The sequence below is a fragment of the Dongia deserti genome (assembly GCF_003574735.1).
Lineage (GTDB): Bacteria > Pseudomonadota > Alphaproteobacteria > Dongiales > Dongiaceae > Dongia_A > Dongia_A deserti.
The window spans coordinates 301,389-323,310 of the sequence record NZ_QORW01000003.1 but is presented as its reverse complement, the minus strand read 5'-3'; the positions used below and the strand labels follow the sequence as shown (position 1 = coordinate 323,310).

Annotated in this window: 16 protein-coding genes; 10 read left to right on the top strand and 6 right to left on the bottom strand. The window is 63.2% G+C overall.

The annotated features are described in order from the left end of the window. Positions 1-416: 416 nt before the first annotated feature. From DTX69_RS06580 to DTX69_RS06530, 10 genes are all read left to right on the top strand, one after another. The gene (locus DTX69_RS06580) at positions 417-2,204 is read left to right on the top strand and encodes a helix-turn-helix transcriptional regulator (RefSeq protein ID WP_284735591.1); all 1,788 of its coding nucleotides are present in this window, start codon (positions 417-419) and stop codon (positions 2,202-2,204) included. A gap of 122 nt (positions 2,205-2,326) precedes the next feature. Continuing rightward, on the top strand, positions 2,327-3,133 hold the full coding sequence (locus DTX69_RS06575; RefSeq protein ID WP_162916760.1) for a class I SAM-dependent methyltransferase: 807 nt from the start codon (positions 2,327-2,329) through the stop codon (positions 3,131-3,133). 683 nt (positions 3,134-3,816) lie between these two features. Next, a complete protein-coding gene (locus DTX69_RS06565) occupies positions 3,817-4,197 on the top strand; it encodes a response regulator (protein ID WP_162916757.1) in 381 nt (126 codons plus the stop codon). 655 nt (positions 4,198-4,852) lie between these two features. Next, on the top strand, positions 4,853-5,314 hold the full coding sequence (locus DTX69_RS06560) for a chemotaxis protein CheW (protein WP_284735590.1): 462 nt from the start codon (positions 4,853-4,855) through the stop codon (positions 5,312-5,314). Then, positions 5,307-6,770 (top strand): CheR family methyltransferase, encoded by a 1,464-nt coding sequence (locus DTX69_RS06555; RefSeq protein WP_119300706.1) that lies wholly within the window; start codon positions 5,307-5,309, stop codon positions 6,768-6,770. Before DTX69_RS06560 ends, DTX69_RS06555 begins: the two co-directional genes overlap by 8 nt. A gap of 122 nt (positions 6,771-6,892) precedes the next feature. Beyond that, on the top strand, positions 6,893-7,393 hold the full coding sequence (locus tag DTX69_RS06550) for a chemotaxis protein CheW (RefSeq protein ID WP_284735589.1): 501 nt from the start codon (positions 6,893-6,895) through the stop codon (positions 7,391-7,393). 326 nt (positions 7,394-7,719) lie between these two features. Continuing rightward, positions 7,720-9,177: a HAMP domain-containing methyl-accepting chemotaxis protein gene (locus DTX69_RS06545; RefSeq protein ID WP_119300704.1), complete on the top strand. Its 1,458-nt coding sequence runs from the start codon at positions 7,720-7,722 to the stop codon at positions 9,175-9,177. A gap of 20 nt (positions 9,178-9,197) precedes the next feature. After that, entirely contained in the window at positions 9,198-11,513 is a 2,316-nt protein-coding gene (locus DTX69_RS06540; protein WP_119300703.1) for a hybrid sensor histidine kinase/response regulator, read from the top strand. 26 nt (positions 11,514-11,539) lie between these two features. Further along, on the top strand, positions 11,540-12,646 hold the full coding sequence (gene cheB / locus DTX69_RS06535) for a chemotaxis-specific protein-glutamate methyltransferase CheB (RefSeq protein WP_119300702.1): 1,107 nt from the start codon (positions 11,540-11,542) through the stop codon (positions 12,644-12,646). Then, on the top strand, positions 12,643-15,306 hold the full coding sequence (locus tag DTX69_RS06530; protein WP_119300701.1) for a response regulator: 2,664 nt from the start codon (positions 12,643-12,645) through the stop codon (positions 15,304-15,306). The genes cheB and DTX69_RS06530 overlap by 4 nt, the downstream gene beginning before the upstream one ends. 491 nt (positions 15,307-15,797) lie before the next feature. Here DTX69_RS06530 and DTX69_RS29990 read toward each other — a convergent pair whose 3' ends face one another. From DTX69_RS29990 to DTX69_RS06500, 6 genes are read right to left on the bottom strand one after another with little or no spacing between them, the layout of a single operon-like run. Further along, on the bottom strand, positions 15,798-16,163 hold the full coding sequence (locus DTX69_RS29990; protein WP_162916755.1) for an AraC family ligand binding domain-containing protein: 366 nt from the start codon (positions 16,161-16,163) through the stop codon (positions 15,798-15,800). A gap of 17 nt (positions 16,164-16,180) precedes the next feature. After that, the gene (locus DTX69_RS06520; RefSeq protein ID WP_162916753.1) at positions 16,181-17,599 is read right to left on the bottom strand and encodes an NAD(P)/FAD-dependent oxidoreductase; all 1,419 of its coding nucleotides are present in this window, start codon (positions 17,597-17,599) and stop codon (positions 16,181-16,183) included. 16 nt (positions 17,600-17,615) lie between these two features. Further along, positions 17,616-18,575, bottom strand: coding sequence for a BKACE family enzyme (locus tag DTX69_RS06515; protein WP_119300698.1), 960 nt, complete (start codon positions 18,573-18,575; stop codon positions 17,616-17,618). Positions 18,576-18,617: 42 nt separating this feature from the next. Further along, positions 18,618-19,733: an ABC transporter ATP-binding protein gene (locus DTX69_RS06510; RefSeq protein WP_119300697.1), complete on the bottom strand. Its 1,116-nt coding sequence runs from the start codon at positions 19,731-19,733 to the stop codon at positions 18,618-18,620. After that, positions 19,730-20,524: a GntR family transcriptional regulator gene (locus DTX69_RS06505; RefSeq protein ID WP_119300696.1), complete on the bottom strand. Its 795-nt coding sequence runs from the start codon at positions 20,522-20,524 to the stop codon at positions 19,730-19,732. The genes DTX69_RS06510 and DTX69_RS06505 overlap by 4 nt, the downstream gene beginning before the upstream one ends. After that, complete coding sequence (locus DTX69_RS06500; protein WP_284735588.1) at positions 20,521-21,786, bottom strand: aspartate aminotransferase family protein; 1,266 nt, start codon at positions 21,784-21,786, stop codon at positions 20,521-20,523. The genes DTX69_RS06505 and DTX69_RS06500 overlap by 4 nt, the downstream gene beginning before the upstream one ends. Between the last annotated feature and the right edge of the window lie 136 nt (positions 21,787-21,922).

The following is a 21,922-nucleotide window of genomic DNA, read 5'->3' as shown; positions in this document are numbered from 1 at the left end:
CCCACCAATCTTTGCAACAAGAATCGCGTTCTTCGCTCACCTGCGCTTTTGTTGGCGCGATGTTCTGGTATGGGCACGCAGTGGGCACGCACATCTGGCCCTCTGTGTTGCGCAAGAGCATCACGTTCGCCTTGAGCTGCTGACGGATCTTGCTGACCGTGCCGCTCGAGACTCCGCTCTGCCGGACGACCTCCTCATGGGGCGTGCCGCCCAGGATGAGCTGGCGGACAAGGGTGCTCTCCGCCTTGTCGAGCGAAAGTTTCATTTAAGAGGGATCCTAGGAGATAGCCGGAATGGTGGCGCCGGGAGAGGTCGCATTCGAAAGTAAAGCCGATCTAACGTAACTGTGATTGCTGGTCTCACTCTGACCTGAGGCGGTCGTGGGGGCGCACGACGATGGGCGGGACGGAGGCATCATGGCCGTTCAGCGGGAATGTTGGACTTGTCCGGGGAAGCGCCAGAAGCGGCCGCTGATTCCGCTTGCCACCCGGTCGAGCAAAGACTGCCTGATCTCGACGTACCATGGACGGCAGATTGTGTTAAATAGAGCCATGGCAAGGCCCTCCGCGATTATTCAGGGGCGCGAGGCGTTCGCCCGCCGGAAATGGAGGGAGGCGTACGCGCAATTCGCCGCAGCGGATCGCGAGCTGCCCCTCGAACCCGCCGATCTCGAACGGTTCGCGACGGCGGCGTGGCTCGTTGGTAAGGAGGCGCAGGCAACCACCATGTGGATGCGTGCGCACCACCAACTCGTCGACCAGGGAGATGTGGAGCGCGCCGCCCGATTGGGGTTCTGGCTCAGCTTGAGCCTGCTGCTCGCAGGCGAGATGGCGCGCAGCACGGGATGGCTCGCCCGTTCTCAGCGGTTGCTCAAGGATCGCGAGAAGGTGTGCGCTGAGCAGGGATATGGGCTGATCGTGACCGGCCTGCTGGCGATGGGCAAGGGGAACGCCGGAGAGGCCGATGCCAGTTTCAATCAGGCACTCGCGCTCGCCGAGCAGTTCAGGGATCCAGACCTGCTGGCGCTGGGCCTGCTCAGCAAGGGTCAGAGCCTGATCCAATCAAACAACATCGCGGACGGCGTCGCCCGGCTCGATGAGGCGATGGTGGCGGCTACGGCAGGGGAAGTGTCGCCGGTGCTGACGGGGATCATCTATTGCGCCGTCATCCTGACCTGCCAGCGCATCTTCGATCTCCGCCGTTCGCGTGAATGGACCATGCAGCTCGATGCCTGGTGTGCTTCCCAGCCCGATCTTGTGCCCTATCGGGGCCAATGCCTGGTGCACCGCTCCGAAGTTCTGCAGTTGAAGGGCGACTGGCCCGAAGCGCTCGCCGAGGTGGTGAAAGCCCGCGAGCATCTGGCCGACCGGTCGGAAGCTGTCGTGGGGCGCGCGTGCTACCAGCAGGGCGAACTCCACCGCCTGCGTGGGGAGTTTGCGCAGGCGGATCAAATGTACCGCGAGGCGGGCCGGAACGGGTGCGAACCGCAGCCCGGCCTGTCGCTGCTTCTGTTGGCCGAGGGCAAACGCGATGCCGCCGTTGCCGCGATCCGCGGCATCGTGGATTCTGCCGGCAGCCTGCAGGGGCCGCGCGCCGGATCGTCGCGCCCCAAGCTGCTCGCCCCCTACGTCGAAATTCTGATTGCCACCGGCGACATGGATACCGCACATGCTGCCGCCGACGAACTGACGCGCATCGCTATGACATTCGATGCCCCATTCCTTCAGGCAGCGTCCACCCAGGGCACCGGCGCCGTCCTGATGGCGGAGGGCAAGACGAAAGCGGCCCTCGCCCACCTGCGCGAGGCGTGGGCGACTTGGCAAGAACTGAATATGCCTTACGAATCCGCGCGCGTGCGGGTGCTCATTGGGCGAACCTGCCACGGGCTCGGCGACCACGAGACGGCGCGCATGCACTTCGACGCCGCATATGCGGTTTTCAAGCAGCTGGGGGCTGCGCCCGATCTGGTCGAACTCGAACGTCTGATGGCTATTCAGGACGCTCGTCCGTCCAGCACATTAACGGACCGCGAGCGGGAGGTGCTTTCCCTCGTAGCCTCGGGTGAAACCAACCGGGAAATCGCCACCGCACTCGGCATCAGCGAGCACACCGTTGCCCGCCACCTGAGCAATATCTTCGACAAGCTTGGTGTCACGTCCCGAACCGCCGCCAGTGCATTCGCCCATAAGCACAAGCTCGTCTGAGCATCGCCATGTGGTCAATTTTGACCACATTGGCCAACGGAAGCATGTGGCGAATTCGGGCGATGCGCAGCGTCCCCTCCTTTCCTAGGGTGCCCGAGCTCCCGACGAAAAGGAGGATGACGATGACCCAGCAAGTTTATGGCAAGACCTTTGGAGGGAATCCTGCCGAGAACTACCAGCGCTTCTTTGTCCCTGCCATCGGCGCATCGGTGGCCGAGGACCTGATGGAGGTGGCGCGCCTTAAGCCGGGCGAGCGTGTGCTCGACGTGGGGTGCGGCACCGGCGTCGTGACGCGGCTCGCGGCGGAGCGCGTCGGCGTCGCGGGCACGGTTGCCGGCCTCGACGTGAACCCAGGCATGCTGGCGGTGGCCCGCTCACAGACGCCGCCCGATATCTCGATCGATTGGTACGAGGCGACTGCGGAGTCGATGCCGCTTCCTGACGAGGCCTTCGATGTCGTGCTCTGCCAGATGGCACTGCAGTTCATCCCCAACAAGCTGGCCGCGCTGCGCGAGATGCGGCGGGTTTTAGATGGCGGACGGGCCCTTGTCACCGTGCCGGGGCCGAAGCCGCCCCTGTTCGCGATCATGACGGACGCATTAGCCCGGCACCTGGGCCCTGAAGCAGCATCGTTCGGCGATCTCGTGTTCTCGATGCACGATGTCGACGAACTCAGCGAACTCATGCGAAGCGCCGGCTTCCGGCGAGTCGATGTCCAGGCGAAATCCAAGTCCCTTCGCCTCCCGGCGCCAAGCGATTTCCTGTGGCAATACATCGACAGCACGCCGATCGCCGAAATGGCGGCGCAGGCCAGCAAGGCCAAGCGCGACGCACTGGAGCGCGACGTCTGTGCGCAGTGGCAGGAGTTCGTGGTGGACGGCGCCATGCGCCTGCAAGTGGGCATGACGACGGCGACCGCGCTGAAATAAGCGAAAACCTAAATGCTCGGCGATAACCGGTGCCCAACAGCTGTCGCGGGGCGGACACTGGCTTCAGCCTCATGTATCAGACCAGACTGGCACTGAGCTGCCTTATTTATCGGCGAAGACGGGCGTCCGAGTTGATGCGTAGCGGACAAAGAGGGCGCTGGTTTTCCATTGCCCGCGCGCGAGCGGGGCTTGATACCGAGCGAGCCGTGCGGTTGTGGAACTTCGCGGGCTGCGTCAACATGATGTAAATCACATCATTGAAGCGACGACCATCAGGCGAAGGTAACGGGCCCGCCGGTGATCAATGGGACAGTGGCGCGTACATCGGCGAAAGCGAGGGAATTGACGGTATTTTCAGTCCGGCATCTTGGGCGATCGAGGCTTCGGAGTGTTGGGATGCTGGCGAAGGTAGTTCTGTATCCTGACGGTATTACTTGCTGAGGTGAACCGTGCATCGAGAGCGCCGGCGACCTCGTTGTGCGGCGAAGGACTCTGATCCCCTTTATGCTTTCCGCTTTCCTGGCGAAGGACCGCGTGTTCGCACTCTCTCGGAAGACCCGTGGTATGCGCTGGTGATGGTCTGTTCCGTTCCAATCACGAGGCACAGTGAGGTTTTGGCCATCTTTTCAACTGGAATCGGACCGTCTATCTTTGGTTGCTTGTGGTACCAATCAGGACAAGACATGGCGGTACGCAATCGTCTGCTGATTGTCGATGATGAGCCGAGCGTCGCCCGTGTGATCGAAACGGTCGCGCGAGAGCTCGGCTTTGAGGTCGCCGCCATCCACGCCTCGGAAGAGTTCGAAACGGCTTTGTCGCAGCTTGATCCGACAATTATTTGCCTGGACATTACGATGCCGGATCGAGATGGGGTTGAACTGATCGCCGCCTTGGCCGCGCGGTCGTATCCAGGCAAGATCGTGGTCATGAGCGGTTCCCATCCATCCTATATTCAGATGAGCGCCGTTATCGGCAAGACCCGCGGACTTCAGATTGCAGGCACGCTATCAAAACCTTTCAGGAGGCAGGAGCTAACGACGCTGCTGGAAAGTTTGATGACGTGAGCTTGCTGTTGGTAGCAGAGGTCAACTCTGGACTGGAGCGTCTGCGACTCCTCTGTGCTACGCGACCTTCCGATCGGCGCAACTCTGATTGATCGCCTCGTCAAGCGCGGCCGGACGTAAACGGCTTTTGCAGCGTGGCCGAGCCGCCGCGCCGCTCGGCCACATTCAGAAAGTCAACATTGCCGGTACGGCCACCGCCCGATCTGCTCAGCGCAACAAGGCTGGCAGGCGAAGACGGGAGACCAACAATGCGCGTCCTATTGATCGATGATGAGCTCATGGTCGCAAGATCATGCGAAAGATGCTCGAGCGGGGCAGGTCTCAGCGGATAAGAGTCCGTTAGTCGCGGTAAAGGCCGGAGAAGCATTCGGCTTAAGCCATTTGGATGAACCGAGCCTTGGCCGGCAGAGGATCGAAGGACCAAAGGATGCAATCAGGGCAGATCAGACCGCAGGATCAGCGCCATACGTCCTGATCCGGGCTAGGGCAATCCATTCCCGTCAGGCTTCTCAGCTTTCGATGGGCCCAGCGCGGCTGTGTCTCGAGCTAGCAGCGGCCAGTACCCGTGAGTTGAGGCCTTTGTCCTAATCTTAATACGGTATATACTCGGTTTATCTAAGTTTCTCATCGCAAAGATGCACCAGGTGAGACGGCTGTGGGACTGGGGACTCAGCTCTTTGTGTTCGGTCTGGAGGGGCATCGTTACGCGCTGCACCTTGAGACGGTCGACAAGGTCGTGCCAGCCGTCCACGTGACACCGCTGCCCAAGGCACCCGAGATCATCACCGGCATCGTGAATATCCACGGCGAGATCGTCCCGGTCGTCGACGTGCGCCGACGGTTCGCTCTGCCACCGAAACCCCGGCTTGCTCTGTCCGACAGGTTGGTCATTGCCCGCACGCGCCACAGACCGGTGGCTGTCGCGGCCGATACGGTTTCAGGCGTACTGGACTGTCCCGATAAGGACATCATCGCAACGGGCGCGGTGGTACCGGACAGCGGTTATATCGAGGGCGTTGTCAGGCTGAGGGATGGTCTCATCCTCATTCACGATCTCGAGACGTTTCTTTCGCTCGACGAAGAAGAGGCCTTGAGCCGGGCGATTGCCGATGCCTGAGACAGCGATCGCCTCCTACCTGGATCCCTGGAGCGAGCTTCTCGCCCGTCAGCTGGGCTTGCACTTTCCCGTGGAACGCTGGCCGGAGCTGGAGCGGAAGACCGAGGTTATCGCATCTGCGCTCGGGCTCCGGGATGCCGAATCCTGCGCGCTGGGGCTGCTCTCTCGGCCACTGACCAGCGCCCATATCGATGTGCTGGCGGCGCATCTGACCGTCGGCGAGACGTACTTCTTCCGCGATTGGCGCAGCTTCGAGGTTCTCGAGCAGGAGGTGCTGCCGCGACTCATTGAGAAGCGCGCACAGACCAACCGTGTGCTGAGATTCTGGAGCGCGGGATGCTGCACGGGGGAAGAACCATACTCGATCGCGATACTCCTGGACCGGTTGATCCCTGATCTTGAGTCTTGGAGCATCACCATCCACGCGACTGACGTCAACGTGCAGTTCCTCCGCAGGGCTGCGCGCGGCATCTATGGCGAGTGGTCCTTCCGCGACACGCCCAATTGGCTTCGGGAGCGTTACTTCAAGCGAATTGCTCCGGGGCGATGGGAGATTCACCCCCGGCTCAAGAAGCGTGTGACGTTCGCCACCCTCAACCTGGCAAGCGATCTCTACCCGTCCTCTACGACGCACACCGAGGCGATGGATCTGATTGTTTGCCGGAATGTGCTGATGTATTTCAGACCGGACGCGGCAAGGGCCGTGGTGAACAGGCTCCATCAGGCGGCGGTCCTGGACGGCTGGCTGGTCGTCAGCCCCGCCGAAGCCACGGTGAGTCTCTTCGCACCATTCGAACCGGTGCAGTTTTCCGGCGCGATCCTGGGCCGCAAGACAGATGTTTTGTGGCAGGAGGTCGAGGACCGTCGAAGACGCAAGGCATCACAGCCAATGGCCGCCAGCTTCATGGGGCATGGCTCTGCCCTGCTGGAGGATACACTGGTGCAGCCTGCAGCGTCGCCAATTGACCGCATGCCGATGTCGATGGCGCCGGCAGAGCCCGATCTGACAGGGCCCGAGCCACCGGCACAAGTCGCGGGGGACTCTCACCGCGCTGCGCGCGCGTGCGCCGACCTCGGGCAGCTGGCGGAAGGCGCCGAATGGTGCCGCAAGGCAATCCAGCTCGAGCGCAACAACCCGGCACACTATTATCTGTTGGCAACGATTCGACAGGAGATGGGGGATCTCGACGGCGCGATTCAGAGCCTGAACAGCGTGCTCTACCTGGATCCGGACCATGTCCTTGCGCATGTCGCGGTGGGCAAGCTGCGCCTGACGCAAGGAAGACACCAGGACGCGGCGCGCCTACTCGATGGTGCGCGCACGCTGCTGCGTCAGTTGCCGCCGGAGACCATTCTCCCTGACTCCGGCGGGTTATCGGCGAGGGGTCTCGATGAGATCATCGCAAGCATACGGTCTCGGTTGATTGGGCGGGGAATAGGGGGCGATAAGGTTTGAGGGGCCATCACGGAGGGCGGCGAGCGCCGATCGACTGGGGCGTGGTGCAAGAGCGACTGCATTCTGCGCGTCTTGCCGCCGAACAGGTGCTGTCACCAAGCGCTGAGCACGTGGATCGGATCTTGCGGGAGCGGGCGCAGCGTCTCGCCACGCCGGCGCAATCCGACGAAGAGACCGGCCCGCAGATCGAGGTTGTCGAATTTCTGCTCGCGCGGGAGCGCTATGGGGTCGAATCGCGCTTTGTCAGGGAAGTGTATCCGCTGGAGAGCCTTGCACCGATCCCCTGTGTGCCGGACTATGTGGTGAGCATCGCCAATGTTCGCGGTGAGATTATATCCGTAATCGATATTCGGAAATTCTTCGACTTGCCTGAGCGAGGCCTCACCGATCTCAACAAAGTCATCGTGCTTCAGGACGACAGGATGGTGTTCGGCATTCTGGCGGACGCGGTGACGGGCGCGCGCCGCGTTCCAGTCCAGCAGCTCCAGCCGTCGCTGCCCACGCTGACTGGTATTCGGGAGGCGTACCTCAGGGGCGTGGACCGCGATCGCGTCGCGATCCTGGATGGGGCGCGTCTCCTGCACGATCCCGCACTGGTGGTGCAGCAGAGGACAGGTGCTTGAGGAGCGCGACCGGTCGCGGTCGTTGGAAGCGGGGGCAACAGGGGCCAACCACCATGAGGCAGAACGTGAGGAGGCGCGGGCATCCGCGGCATGTCCGGAGAGTGATCGAGTCTGGAGGCATGCTGGCAGACGCGCGGACGAGGAAACGGAGGAATGGCGTGATGCTGGAGCGATTGAGCATCAAGCAGGCGGGATTACGGAACGTCTCGGACACGATGCAGGCAGAGGCGGCCGCCCAGAGCCCTCAGCCGGTTTAATCGGGCGCTGCATCATAGACCGAAGGGCGCCGAACAGAATGGGCCTTTAGCGGGGAAGGAGATCGTGACATGACCATAGGCAAGAAGATCGTGGGAGGCTATGCCGTTGTGCTGGCCATGCTTGCTTTCGTGGCGGCCGTCGCTTTTTATTCCCTTAACCAGGTCAAAGCGACTTATGACGAATTTTTCGACGTCAACGTCCAATCCATGATTCGCGCGGACGAACTGCAGTTCTCGATGCGAGACCGCACGGCTCATTACCGCGGGCTGCTTCTATATCCCGATCTCGCGCGCGACTTCACTGAGAAATTGCAGATCGAGAACAACGAGGTGCGCGCGCTGCTCGAGCGCATGCGTAGAGCCGGCCTCTCTCCTGAGGGTGCCAGGCTCCTGGATGAGATTTCGAGCCTGAACGACAGTTACGTGCAGACGGAGAGAAGGGCCCTGGAGATGGTTAACCGGGGTGATCGCGCTGGAGCGGCCGAGATCTCCGAGCGCGAGTCGCGACCGATCAACGAGGCCTTGGCAGACAAGACGCAGGCGTTCCGCGATCGCGAGGCGCGCGTGATCGCCGCGGGCCGCGAGGATGCGGCCGAGCAGGCGAACGCCTACGTACTGGTCATGAGCCTCGCCTCAGCCCTGGCTCTGATCATCGCGCTGTTGCTGGGCAGTTACCTGAGCCGCGACATCACGCGCAGGCTGAAGGAAAGTGTTGGTCAGCTGGCGACGTCCGCCACCGAGATTCTGGCAACGACGAGCCAGGTGGCCTCCGGCGCCGCGGAGACCGCGACAGCGGTAAGCCAGACGACGGCGACCGTCGAGGAGGTGAAGCAGACGGCGCAGCTCTCGAGCCAGAAGGCGCGCTATGTGTCCGACAGCGCGCAGAAGGTTGCGCAGGTTTCGCAGACCGGCCGGAAGTCGGTGGATGACGCGATTCAGGCGATGCATCGGATCCAGGAACAAATGGAATCGATTGCTGAAAGCATCGTTCGCCTCAGCGAGCAGAGCCAGGCGATCGGCGAGATCATCGCAAGCGTCAACGATCTCGCGGAGCAATCGAACCTGCTGGCGGTGAATGCGGCGATTGAGGCGACAAGGGCGGGCGAGGCGGGCAAAGGCTTTGGCGTCGTGGCACAGGAGGTCAAGAATCTGGCCGAGCAATCGAAGCACGCAACAGCCCAGGTGCGCACGATCCTGGGTGACATCCAGAAGGCGACGAGCGCGGCGGTACTGGCAACCGAGCAGGGCAACAAGGCGGTAGAGGCCGGCGTAAAGCAGTCGATGGAGGCGGGCGAGACAATCCGGCTGCTGGCGGAGAGCATCGCCGAGGCAGCACAGGCGGCGACCCAGATCGCGGCCTCCAGCCAGCAGCAGATGGTTGGGATGGACCAGGTCGCTTTGGCGATGGAGAACATCAAGCAGGCGAGCGTGCAGAACGTCTCCGGCACCAAACAGGCCGAGACAGCCGCGCAGGACCTGCAGCGGCTCGGACAGAAACTCAATGCACTCGTAGAAGCACGGCGTTAGCCCGGGGCGCGGATCATACGATGCCGCCCGGAAAGGACGACCTGCTGAACAAGCTGCTCGCGACGTTCCGCGTCGAAGCGGAGGAGCATCTTGGGGTGATGTCTTCCAGCCTTATCGTGCTCGAGCGGTCGAAGCCCGGGGCGCCACAGGCGGACATCATAGAGCGCGTATTCCGGGAGGTGCACAGCCTGAAAGGCGCTGCGCGCGCCGTCAATTTGACCCAGGTGGAGGCGGTCTGCCAGGCCATCGAGGGGGTCTTCGCCAAGCTGAAGAGCCGCCAGATCACGGTCTCGGCCGCGCTGTTCGACCTGCTGCATCGGAGTCTCGATCTGCTTGCTCGGCTCATTGTGAAAGAGCACGGTCCGTCTGGCGCTGAGAGTTCTGATTCACTGCGGTTGATCCGACAGCTCGACTCTCTCGCGTCCGCAACCGACGCGAACGCGCGCAGCGCGCCCGAGCGCCAGCCGCCCCGGTCAAACTCCACTGTGGCGCATTCAGGCGAAGACCAACAGGCCGCATCCGCCTCCTTGGCGCCCGGCGCCGCGCTGTCTTCCGAGACCGTCCGCGTTTCTGCTGCCAAGGTCGCAAGCGTCATGCGACAAGCGGAGGAACTGCTCCTGCCCGCCGCGGCGTTGAAGCAACGTGTGAGGGATGTGGAACACGCGATACGGCCATTCGGAGAGCTTCGAAAACTCAGGAGCAAGATCCAACCGTTCTGCCGCTCTCTCGAGCGATCGGTCTCTGCAGGCGTCAAGCCAGACGGTCCAGACTTCACCGGCGACGACCTGAGGCAACTGCTCGACGTCCTCGACAGCGAACAGATCCTGGTCAAGGCACTTGAAGGCGAGCTGGCGCGGCTCGCGCGGTCCATTGCCGGCGATGAGCGCACGCTGAGCGGCATGTCTGAAGCTTTGCTGCGTGATGTGAAAGATCTGCAGCTGCTTCCCTTCACCACCCTGCTGCAGGGATTCCCCCGGTTCGTGCGCGACCTGGCGCGCGATCAGGGCAAGGAAGCGGAGCTGGTCATTCAGGGGGCAGAGATCGAGATCGATCGACGCATCCTGGAAGAGGTGAAGGATCCGCTGATCCATCTGCTTCGCAACTGCATTGACCACGGTATCGCCAGACCGGACGTCCGCCTCGGCCACGAAAGGCCACGGGCCGGCACCATTCAATTGATCCTGTCGCAACGCGAGAGCGGCAAGGTAGAGGTCCTAGTGTCCGACGATGGGGCCGGCGTCGATCTGGCGCGCGTGAGGGCTTCAGCGCTGCGCCAGGGATCCATCTCGAGCGCTGAGGCGGAGGCAATGAGCGATCGGGATGTGCTTGAGCTGGTGTTCCGGTCAGGTATCTCCACGAGTCCTTTTGTGACCGATGTGTCCGGACGTGGGCTTGGCCTTGCCATCGTACGCGAGAAGATCGAGCAACTGGGTGGCATGATCGCAATCGAGTCCCGGCCCGGCGAAGGCACGTCGTTCCGGATCGTCCTACCGATGACTTTGGCGACCATGCGGGGGGTGCTGGTTCGCGTGGGCGACCGCCAGTTTGCGGTCCCCGCGCTTGGCATCGAGCGGGTGTTGCGCGTCCCGGCCGATGGCATCCGGACCGTGGAGAACCGGGAGACGATCCTGCTGGATGACAAGGCTGTATCCCTCGTCTGGCTGGCGGACGTCCTCGACCTGCCGCGTGGCCCGGTTGCGGGCCGCAGCGCTGTCCGGGTGCAGGTGGTGGTCCTCAGCCTGGGTCTCAATCGCATCGCCTATCGCGTCGATGAGGTGCTGTCAGAACAGGAGATCCTCGTGAAGGGCCTGGGGCCGCAGCTGGCTGGCGTACGGAACGTGGGCGGCGCCACCGTGCTAGGCACCGGGCAGGTCGTGCCCGTGCTCAATGTGCCCGATCTCCTGAAATCGGCAGTGCTCCACGGCGTGACACGCATGCCGACGGCGAGCGTCGAGAGCGACGCAACGACCGCCAAGCAGTCCATCCTTGTTGTCGAGGATTCCATCACCGCGCGGACCTTGCTGAAGAACATCCTGGAAGCCGCGGGATATCAGGTGACCACTGCTGTCGATGGCGTCGACGCCTTCATGATCCTAAGGACCGGACGCTTTGACTTGGTCGTTTCGGATGTCGACATGCCGCGTATGAATGGTTTCGACCTCACGGCCAAGATCCGTGCCGACAAGCGCCTGCTCGAGACACCGGTCGTGCTCGTGACAGCGCTCGAATCGCGCGAAGACCGGGAACGCGGCGTCGATAGCGGCGCCAACGCATACATTGTGAAGAGCAGCTTCGATCAGAGCAACCTCGTGGAGGCGATCCGTCGCTTGATCTGATCGTCTCATCAGAACGGAAAGGCATCATGGGCGAGACGGAGGATAAAGAGAGGCGCACACGCGCTGGTGCCGTCAAGGTACTGGTGGTGGAGGACTCGCCCACAGTTCGCGCGCTTCTCGTCGAGCTTTTCAGTTCGGATCCTAGCCTGCGCGTTGTCGGAGTCGTCAGCGATGGCGACGAGGCGCTGGCCGCCGTCCTCCAGCACCGGCCTGATGTCGTAACCATGGACATTCACATGCCCAGGATGAATGGGCTCACTGCGACCCGTCAGATCATGGAGACGGCGCCGGTCCCGATCGTGATCATCACTGGGAGCAGTGAGCCGGAGTCGGTCGCCGTCACCTTCGACGCGATGGAGGCAGGGGCACTGACCGTCCTGCCGCGTCCGACTGGTCTGGGCCATCCGGATCACGCGGCCATGGCGCGCGAATTGATTCAAACGGTGAAGCTGATGTCGGAAGTGAAGGTCGTCCGGCGTTGGTCTGTAAGCCGCCCCCGCGCGGCAGGCGGCCGGGCATCAGCCAGCGCCGGCAAGGAGGGCGTTCCGAGGCTGGTCGCGATCGGCGCCTCGACCGGCGGTCCGCCGGCCCTGCACACGATCTTGTCGAGTCTACCGAAGACGTTCCCGCTTCCCATCGTCATCGTGCAGCACATGGCCAGCGGCTTCATCGGCGGATTCGTAGACTGGCTCCGTGGAGCCTGCCGCCTTGACATTCGCGTCGGCATACACGGTGAAGTCTTGGCTCCAGGCCGCGTCTATGTTGCGCCCGACGAGCGCCACATGACGGTCGCCAAGGACGGCACGATTGTCCTGACCACCAAGCCGCCCATGAACGGAATAAGACCGGCGGTCTCTGCGCTCTTCCGGTCGGTGGCAGAAACGTATGGGGGAGATGCCATTGCGGGGCTGCTGACGGGAATGGGCAGGGATGGCGCCGAGGAGTTGCGGCTGCTCAAGGAAGCGGGCGCCGTGACCTTTGTGCAAGACAAGGATAGTTCCGCCGTTCACGGCATGCCGGGTGAGGCAATCAAGCTTGACGCCGCGATGTTCGTCCTCCCGCCGGAAAAGATCGCGGCCATGCTGCTCACCATGACCAGCGGCGGAGCAATCAGAGCGGAGCGCACCACATGATCGGGCGAGAAGCAAGCAATGGCCACGTCGAGATCCTCATCGCAGAGGACAGCGCCACGCAGGCCATGCAGCTGCAAAGCACACTCGAGGGACGTGGCTACAGCGTGGTGGTGGCGGGCGATGGGGAGCAGGCCCTCACTCTTGCACGCCGGAGCAAGCCGGCACTTATCGTCAGCGATGTCGTCATGCCAAAGCTGGACGGGTATGGCCTCTGCGCAGCGATCAAGAGCGACGATGGTCTGAAGGAGATACCGGTCATCCTGGTTACCACGCTCACGGATCCCCAGGACGTGATCCGCGGTCTCGAGTCGGGTGCCGACAATTTCCTCCGCAAGCCCGTCGACCAGCAGTACTTGCTGTCCCGCATCGACTACATATTGATGAACCGGGAGCTGCGTAAGAGCCAGAAGATGCGCCTCGGTGTGGAGATCAACATTGGCGGTCGCCGCCAGTTCATCACAGCGGAACGCCAGCAGATTCTGGATCTGCTGATTTCGACCTATGAACAGGCGGTGCAGATCAATCAAGATCTCAAGCAGCGGGAGCAGGAGCTTGCGCGCTCGAACCACCTGCTGGCCGAGCTCTACCGCATCGCAGAAAGCCTCAATCGCGCCGTATCGGAGGTAGAGGTGGCGGATGCCGCCCTGGAACGGATACTCGAGCTGCCCAACGTCAGGTCGGGCTGGATCCGCTTGATCGATGCGGCCGGCGAGTTTCGCACCGTCGCGTGCAGAGATCTGCCGGCGTGGCTGAGCGCGGCGGACGCTTTCGCCGGCCCGTGCAGCTGCCAGCGGAAGCTCGCCGATGGTGTGCTCAGCGGTGCCGTCAACATCGGTGATTGCGAGCGGATGAAAGCCACCGCGATCGGAGAACTGGAGTCCAGATACCATGCTTGCGTTCCGCTCATCATCAGCGGACGCACCATTGGCGTGATGAATGCTATCGGATACGGAGACGGCTCGCTCGACCAGGACGCGCTGAAGGTTCTGGATGGGATCGGCAATCAGGTAGCTGCGGCCCTTGATCGCGCGCAGCTGCACCAGAATCTGGAACGAAGGGTCGAAGAACGGACGCTCGAACTGACGGAAGCCATTCAGCAGCTCGGCCGGGAAGTTCAGGTCCGCCGGCAAGCGCAGGACAACCTCCAGCAGGCCCAAGACTCGCTGCGGACCGTGATCGATTCCTCGCCGCTGGCGATCTTTGCCGAGGACCGGGAGGGAAAAGTCGACCTTTGGAATGCATCGGCGGAGCGCATCTTCGGCATCCCATCCGACGGGGTGCTGGGACGCTCCCTCCTGGACATTCTCGAACGAGACCCACGTGTGCTGGCCGTCGCGATCGACGAAGTGCAGGCGGGAAAGCAGCGGCAGAACATCGAACTGCCATACCGTCGGCCGGACGGAAAAAACATTGAGCTGCGCCTGTCGATGGCGCCGCTGCACGGAAGGCCAGGCGAGATTCCGAGGGTTCTCTATATCGCGGATGATGTCACCGAGCAGCGTGCTACCGAACGTCAGCTGGTGCAAGCGCAGAAGATGGAAGCGGTGGGGCAGCTCACCGGCGGCATAGCGCACGACTTCAACAATCTTCTGACGGTCATCATCGGCAACCTCGAATTGCTTGATGGACCCTTGACCGCAGATCCAAAGGCTAGCGAGGTGGCCGCGGCCGCACTTCATGCAAGCCTCCGGGGCGCCGAGCTGACCCGGCAGCTGCTTGCCTTCTCGCACAAGCAGGCCCTGCAGCCGAAGGAGGTCGACCTTAATACGATCGTCTCATCCACAACCAAGCTCCTGAAGCGCACCCTCGGCGAAACAATCACCGTGAGACTCCGGCTCCACGAGGAACTGAAAACGGCTGTCGCAGATCCTGCACAGCTTGAGTCGGCATTGGCCAACCTCGCGATCAACGCGCGGGACGCCATGCCGTCGGGCGGCGTCCTGACGGTGGAAACCGACAACACGTACCTCGACGCCGCTTATGCCGCAGCAAATCCGGGCGTGACACCAGGCGAATATGCGATGGTAGCGGTCTCCGATACGGGCACCGGCATTCCGGCCGACATCCTCCATCGGGTGTTCGAGCCGTTCTTCACGACCAAGGAAGCGGGCAAGGGAACGGGTCTAGGCCTCAGCATGGTTTATGGATTTGTGCGGCATTCCGGTGGCCATGTGAAGATCTACAGCGAGGTTGGCCATGGCACGACGGTTCGGATCTATCTGCCCTGTGCCAGCGGCGAGTCGGCAAGCGCCGCGGAGCCGGACATTGACGAGGTGCTCTCCGAAACACCGAAGGTGCGAGTCCTGGTCGTCGAGGACAACAGCGAGGTCCGCAACGTCGTGGTCCGTCAGCTCACCGAGATGGGCCATCGCGTGCAGCAGGCGGAGAATGGCACCAAGGCTCTGGCGATTCTACGGGAGGATCGGGCGATTGATCTGCTGTTCACGGATGTCGTCATGCCTGGCGGAATGACGGGGCTGGATCTGGCGCGGCAGGCGAAGAAGCTCTGCCCGGGACTCAAGGTGCTCCTGACCTCCGGTTTCAGCAATATGGGGGCGCGGAACGAGGGCGATGCGCATGACGACCTGGAGCTTCTCAGCAAGCCCTACCAGCGCCAGCAGCTGGCCCGAAAGCTCCGGGACACCTTGCGGAGCCGCTGAGGGGATAAGCCGGCACCCTGGGTCCGCGTGCCGGCTAAACGTGACGCATTCATGTTTCCGCTTGACGATTTGGCGTCTTGACCTGCCAAGTGCAGGAGCAGTGGTCACAAGACTTTTGCCACAAATCCACTGAAAGGCAGCTTCTGTTAAGGGGTTCTCGAACGTGTGCCGCCGACGGATGGCACCGGCAGGCGCACCCATCCCATTCTCCTGATGCGCCCGCCGGCCCGTCGCCCCATACACCGCGCAAGCGGTTTGGTCCTGCACTGAGCTGTCTTGCCGATTGGCCGAAACAGCGTCCGAGCTTGGCACTGAATTGCCATACTGACATGCCAACCGGTATTTGAGACGTAGCAGACGAGGTCGGCTTGGCAGGCCAATTGGCAGCAGTTCACAAGCGACTCGCGCCGTCCGAGGCGGCGTTGGCGTTAGTTCAGCGCACGATAGCTGCCGGCACAAGGCAGGTGCCAAACTCAAGAATTTGAAGAAGACTAGGGCTCGGCCATACCATGTCGTTCCGCCCAGTCGAATGGATAGAGTGCATAGAAATAGGAACATCGCCGTCCGGTCATGTCGTAGTGGACGGTCGCGCCCTCCGGTAGCCAGACGATGTCTCCGGCACGGCATTCGAACGCGCGCCGATCGGTGCGCATGATCATGCTGCCTTCGTGGATGAACAGGATCTCGTCATACAGCGTGGTCCAGTCGTAGCGGACGTTCTCGCCGATCTCCAGTCCGCCGCCCATATGCCGGCTGATCTGTCCGTTTACGACTCGGGCGATGCGCGTCTCTCCACCCGGCACTTTGCAGGGAATGAAGGGCATCCGGTCGAACAAGAAATGCATCACATCGGCCATGGCTTCCTCCCAGGCTTTCAATTGCGCGCAATCCGCGAGCTGGTGATACCGCCGGGCGCCAGGGCGGCGAGGCTGCGCACCAGAAGGCCGGGCATGCGGCCCTGGTGAGCGAGCGCGTCCTGGCGCCTGATGGCGGCGCGGACAAGGTGCGCTCCGATATAACGGATAGGTTCCGGGGGCAGCCAGCGCTCCACCGGCCGCACCAGGCCGCAACCCGACCATTCGTCCTTCTGGCCCAGGGCGAGGGATGCCAGAATGCGGCCGGCTATCGGTGTGGTCGCGATTCCATTCCCGGAAAATCCGTACCCGTAGAAGATATCGGGGCTACGCGGCAGTGCGCCGAAGAGCGGCAGGCCGCTGCGCGTGCGGTCGATCGGACCGTACCAGGAATCAGCGAAGGGCAGATCGGCAAGGGTGGGATGACAGCGCCGCAGCGCGGCGCGGATGGCATCCTCTCGCGGTGATCGGCCTTCGAAGCGTGCGCCACCCAGACTGCCGTAGCCGATGATCCCGCCGGTGACGCCGGCATTGAGGCGATGATCGCCCGTGGTGCGGAACCCCGTAACGAAGACCTGGGAATCGCTGATCAGCGGCTTCGCCTTGTAGCCGGCACGTTCGATCAGGTCCGGGCGCGGTGCCGTGACCGCATCGTCGCTTGCGATCACCAGGATGGCAGGACGGAGTTGGGGGAGCAGCGTCGACCAGGCATTCAGTGTCAGCACGACGCGCTGCGCCGCGATGCGGCCGGCGGGCGTGTGCACGAGAGGAGACGGGCGGGACTCGAGCCGAACCATCGGCGAGTTCTCATAGATGCGGATGCCGGCTTGCAGCGCAACGCGGCGCAAGCCCCTGGCCAGCTTGCCCGGATGAACTGTCGCTGCTGTCGGATCAAAGATCCCTGCCAGGAAGGACCGGCTGCCGGTGCGGGCTGCAATCTCCTCGGCGGACATGGGCGTGAAGGGCGCCAGGTTGTGCTTGGCGAGCGCGGCAAGAATGCCGTTCCACGATCCGACATGGCGTTCGCAGGACGCGCCCCAGATCCAGCCGTCGCGCCGGAATTCCGCTTCAATACCTTGCGCTCGGCAGAAGGCATCCAGGTCGCCGGCGGAGTTCCCGAAGAGGTGACCCAGGCGGATGGCATCCGCGGTTCCGCAGAAATTCTCGAGCGCGGCAAACTTCGCCCATTGCGACAGCACCATGCCGGAGTTCCGCCCGCTGGCACCACCGCCGCATATGTCTGCTTCCACGATGGCGACGTCGGTCGCCGGCGCGCGTCTCTTGATTTCGAGAGCCGTCCACATCCCGGCATAGCCACCGCCGACGATGCAGACGTCAGCCCGCTGCTCGCCCTCCAGCGCCGGCGCATCAATCTCGCCCGGCGCGATCGCTTCACGTAGCCAGGCGCAACGTCCGGCAATCCTGGTCTGATGCTGCATGTCCGCCTCGCCCGCCTCAGAATGCGACCCGATCGCCACCCTTGAGGCGCAGCAGCTGGCGGGCGTCCTCGGCGGTTGCGACCTCCAGGGACAGCTCCTCGAGAATGCGGCGGATCTTCGCCACTTGTTCGGCATTGCTCTTCGCCAGGTTGCCCGGGCCGAGATAGATGCTGTCCTCCAGGCCGACCCGCACGTTGCCGCCCATGACGGCCCCCATGGTGGCGAGATTGATCTGATGCCTGCCCGCCGCCAGGATCGACCACTGGTAGTCGGCCCCGAACAGTCGATCGGCGGTGCGACGCATGTGCTGAAGGTCCTCCGGATGGGCCCCGATGCCGCCGAGGACGCCGAAGATCGTCTGCACCAATAAGGGTGGCTGCAGGAGCTTGCGATCCAAGAAATGCGCGAGCGTGTAGAGGTGGCCGACATCATAGCATTCACACTCGAAGCGCGTGCCGCATCCCTCGCCGAGTTCGCGAATGAACCGCTCGATCTGACCGAACGTATTGCTGACGATCAGGTCCTTTGTTTTCTCGACATAGGGCCGCTCCCAGTCGTACTTCCAGTCCGCGATCTTATCGGTGACGTGATAGATCCCGAAATTCATCGACCCCATGTTCAGCGAGCAGAGCTCGGGCTGCGCGCGCAGCGGCGCCGCCAAGCGATCCTCCATGCTCATGCCCAGCGAGCCGCCGGTGGTAATGTTGATGACGGCGTCGCAGGATTGCTTGATGCGCGGCAAGAATTGCATGAACACGGCGGGCTCGGCGGTCGGTCGGCCGTCTTCAGGATTGCGCGCGTGAAGATGGATGATCGCGGCGCCAGCTTCGGCTGCCGCGATCGAATCGCGCGCGATCTGATCCGGCGTGATGGGCAGGTATGGCGTCATCGTCGGCGTGTGGACAGAACCGGTCACTGCGCAGGTGATGATCACCTTGCGGCCGGTCTTGGTGGGCTTGCCCGTGTTGTCCTGCATGCTCGTCCTCCCCTTGACGCGTTCGACTTTTCACCGGTGCCCTCAGGCGTCCAGGGCCAGGCAATCGTCCGCCCGCCAACCCACGCGGACGATCTGCCCCGGGGCCATTGCGGTCAATCCGGCGGTGTTCGGTTTCTTCACCACGAAGCCGCGCATTTCCGGCGCGTCCAGAACGATTCGCAGGTGATCGCCGGCATAGACGACCTCCGCCACCTTGGCGGTCAGCTCATTGTCGCAGGAGCGTTCGCCCTGCACGATGTCCGCTCGCTCTGGGCGGATCGATAGCGAGGTCCTGGCGCCGGTGCGCCTCAGATGCTCATGAGTGTGGGCCCTGATCATTGCCCCGGTCTCGAGGCGCACCAGGACAGCGGCGCCTTCATCACCCACGATCTGTCCGGTCAGGCGGTTGTTCTCGCCGATGAAGCTGGCGACGAAGCTGGTTGCCGGCCGCTCATACAGTTCCGCCGGAGTGGCCAGTTGCTGCACGGCACCCTGATTGAACACAGCAATGCGCGTCGACATGGTCAAGGCTTCGGCCTGATCGTGCGTGACGTAGACAAAGGTTACGCCGAGCCGCTCGTGGATGTGCTTGATCTCGAGCTGCATCTGCTCGCGCAGCTGCTTGTCGAGCGCGCCGAGTGGCTCGTCCATAAGCACCAGCTTCGGTTCGAATATAAGGGCGCGCGCGACCGCCACCCGCTGCTGCTGGCCGCCCGAAAGCTGGTCCGGCCGGCGCAATTCCTTGCCACGCAGCTGCACCATCTCCAGAACCCTTCGCACGCGGCTCTCCACTTCGGCGCGGGACTGGCGCCGGACCTGAAGCGGAAATGCCAAATTCTCGGCGACCGTCATGTGCGGAAAGAGCGCGTAGTTCTGGAACACCAGGCCGATGCCGCGGCGATTGGCTGGGATCTGGTCTATCCGGCGACCATCCATGCGGATCTCGCCGGTGGTCGGTGCCTCGAAGCCCGCCAGCATCATCAGCGAGGTGGTCTTGCCGGAGCCGGATGGGCCGAGCAGCGTGAGGAACTCGCCCCGGACGACGTCGAGATTCAGGTCCCTGACCGCCCAGTTCTTGGCATCGAACATCTTGCCGACGCCGGCGAAGGTGACGTGGACATCCTGGTGGCCACGGGGGGCCGTCGCCTGCCCGATCATCGCTGCGCCTTGCGGAGCCTGGGTCGCTCCGCAGCCGCGACCTTGCGTCCGCTCGCCGGTTTGCGGCCCACACGGGGTCGTTCCATGGAGATCTGCCCGCCATCGGCAGCGGCTGCGCGCAGCATGATGTCGGCCGCGTCGGAAATGTCGCGCACCAGAGCCCTGCGAGCGCGCGCGCCATCTCCCTCGAGCAGGGCGGCGACAATTTCCTGGTGATGATCCATCCCCATGCCGATCGTCGCCTCGCCGCGCATGATGTTGAGGCGCGGGCCGGCCTGCAGCCACAATCCTTCGATGATCGGGATCAGGATGCCGGAGCGGGCCGCTTTGTAGATCGTGAAGTGGAACTCGGTATTCAGCGCGAGATAGTCGGAAGGATCGCGCTGCCGCGTGCACGCAAGCATGCGATCGTTGAGGCTCTTGAGCTTCTTGATTTCCGCGGCGGTGATGGTCGCGGCGGCCCACTCCGTCGCCGCACCCTCGATCGAGCAGCGCACCCGCTGCAGATCCGCGATGCTCTCGACCGTCGCCGGCGGGACGATCACGCCGCGATTGGGGTGATTGGACAGCGCCTGCTCACTCACCAAACGGCGCAGGGCCTCCCGGACCGGCATCGGGCTGGTGCTGAATCGCTCGGCGAGATCCCGCACGACCAGGCGTTCGCCCGGCCAGAAGGCGCCGTTCATCAACGCGGCCTTGAGTGATTCGTAGATTCGCTCATGCGCCGTGCCGTGCTGGCCGTCCCCCGCCAGATCGGCTTCCGGCCGTGTGGAATGCGCGCCTTGCCTCATGCCCTGCTCTCCGTGCGCGGCAGGACCGCTTTGTGCGTCACGACAAAGTCCTCCATCGCTTCAGTGAACGCGTCGGCCTCGTCCTCGCCGAATGGCAACGACAGGGCGAGAAGTCCGCGCGGCGTCACATGCTGGCCGCGGGCGAGCATCTCGAGGTGCCAGAGCTGCAGATGGCGACGATCGGCGTGGGCGAGTTGCTGTGGCTGGGTGACAGGGCCGGACACGAAATGCAGGTTCATCAGCGACCCGCGGCCAAGGAGGACGGCGGATATCTGATGGCGGTCGAGCAGGTGCTGGAGCTTCGCGCGCAAGCGGTCCCCCAGATCGTTCATCCGCGCGCTGGCCTCGCGCGTCAGGACCTTCTCGAGGCCGGTGAGACCGGCGACCATGCTGAGGATATTGTTGTTGAAGGTGCCGCCGTGCGGGAATGCCTCGGGTGTGGACGGATCGAAGCGGTCCATGATGTCCGCCCGGCCGCCGAATGCGCCGAAGCTTGACCCTCCGCCAATATACTTTCCGAGCGTCACCAGGTCCGGATGTATTCCGAGCTCCCCGTGAAGGCCGCGATAGGACAGGCGTGATGTCATGACCTCGTCAAAGATCAGCAGCGCGCCAATGTCACGTGTGGCGCTACGCAATATCGAAAGGAACTCCGGAGTGGCGGGAATGCAGCCGCCGCCGCCCATCATCGGCTCGACGATGACGGCTGCAAGGTTGGATGCTTCGCGCCGAATGGCTCGGTCCGTGCTCTCAACCTTGTTGTATTCGCCAAGGACATAGGGGAACGGCAGATTGAGCCGAGAGCCGCCATGGGCGAAGGTCAGGACACCGCCGTGATAACCCTCGTGGAAGACCAGCACCTTCTCGCGCCGCGTCAGGGCTCGCGCGGTCGATAGCGCCATGATGTTGGCTTCGGTTCCCGAATTGCAGAACCTGACCCGCTCGATCGCCGGGAAACGCTCCACGATGGCCGCGGCAAGGCGAGCCTCGTAGACGTTGGGAGCGCCGAGGGAGATCCCCTCGCGGATGGCGCGGCACAAGGCATCCGCGATCGCGGGGTCGGAATGTCCATAGAGACCCGCACTGTATTCGGACACGAGATCCGCATATCGATGTCCGTCCAGGTCCTCGACATAGCAGCCTTCGCCCCGCGCGATCGCGAGAGGAAAGGGCGGATACCATAGGACGGCGCGCGTGCTGCCGCCGGGCAGCGCGTGCGACGCGTCGGCCTGCCGCGAACGGCTCTTCGGATTCGCCGCCACGAAGCGTTCCCGGCTTTCGGCGAGGCTGGCGTCCAAATCGATGTTGCTTCGTCGAGACTGGATTGTTGACATGATTTGATCAAACCCTCGCGTCGCTGGGCAATGCAACGGCAGCTATAGCTTATTTAATTCTTGC

Coding starts and splice junctions, on each gene's coding strand:
- DTX69_RS06580 (WP_284735591.1), top strand. CDS start 417: ATGGCCGTTCAGCGGGAATGTTGGACTTGTCCGGGGAAGCGCCAGAAG.
- DTX69_RS06575 (WP_162916760.1), top strand. CDS start 2,327: ATGACCCAGCAAGTTTATGGCAAGACCTTTGGAGGGAATCCTGCCGAG.
- DTX69_RS06565 (WP_162916757.1), top strand. CDS start 3,817: ATGGCGGTACGCAATCGTCTGCTGATTGTCGATGATGAGCCGAGCGTC.
- DTX69_RS06555 (WP_119300706.1), top strand. CDS start 5,307: ATGCCTGAGACAGCGATCGCCTCCTACCTGGATCCCTGGAGCGAGCTT.
- DTX69_RS06545 (WP_119300704.1), top strand. CDS start 7,720: ATGACCATAGGCAAGAAGATCGTGGGAGGCTATGCCGTTGTGCTGGCC.
- DTX69_RS06540 (WP_119300703.1), top strand. CDS start 9,198: ATGCCGCCCGGAAAGGACGACCTGCTGAACAAGCTGCTCGCGACGTTC.
- cheB (WP_119300702.1), top strand. CDS start 11,540: ATGGGCGAGACGGAGGATAAAGAGAGGCGCACACGCGCTGGTGCCGTC.
- DTX69_RS06530 (WP_119300701.1), top strand. CDS start 12,643: ATGATCGGGCGAGAAGCAAGCAATGGCCACGTCGAGATCCTCATCGCA.
- DTX69_RS29990 (WP_162916755.1), bottom strand. CDS start 16,163: ATGGCCGATGTGATGCATTTCTTGTTCGACCGGATGCCCTTCATTCCC.
- DTX69_RS06520 (WP_162916753.1), bottom strand. CDS start 17,599: ATGCAGCATCAGACCAGGATTGCCGGACGTTGCGCCTGGCTACGTGAA.
- DTX69_RS06515 (WP_119300698.1), bottom strand. CDS start 18,575: ATGCAGGACAACACGGGCAAGCCCACCAAGACCGGCCGCAAGGTGATC.
- DTX69_RS06510 (WP_119300697.1), bottom strand. CDS start 19,733: ATGATCGGGCAGGCGACGGCCCCCCGTGGCCACCAGGATGTCCACGTC.
- DTX69_RS06505 (WP_119300696.1), bottom strand. CDS start 20,524: ATGAGGCAAGGCGCGCATTCCACACGGCCGGAAGCCGATCTGGCGGGG.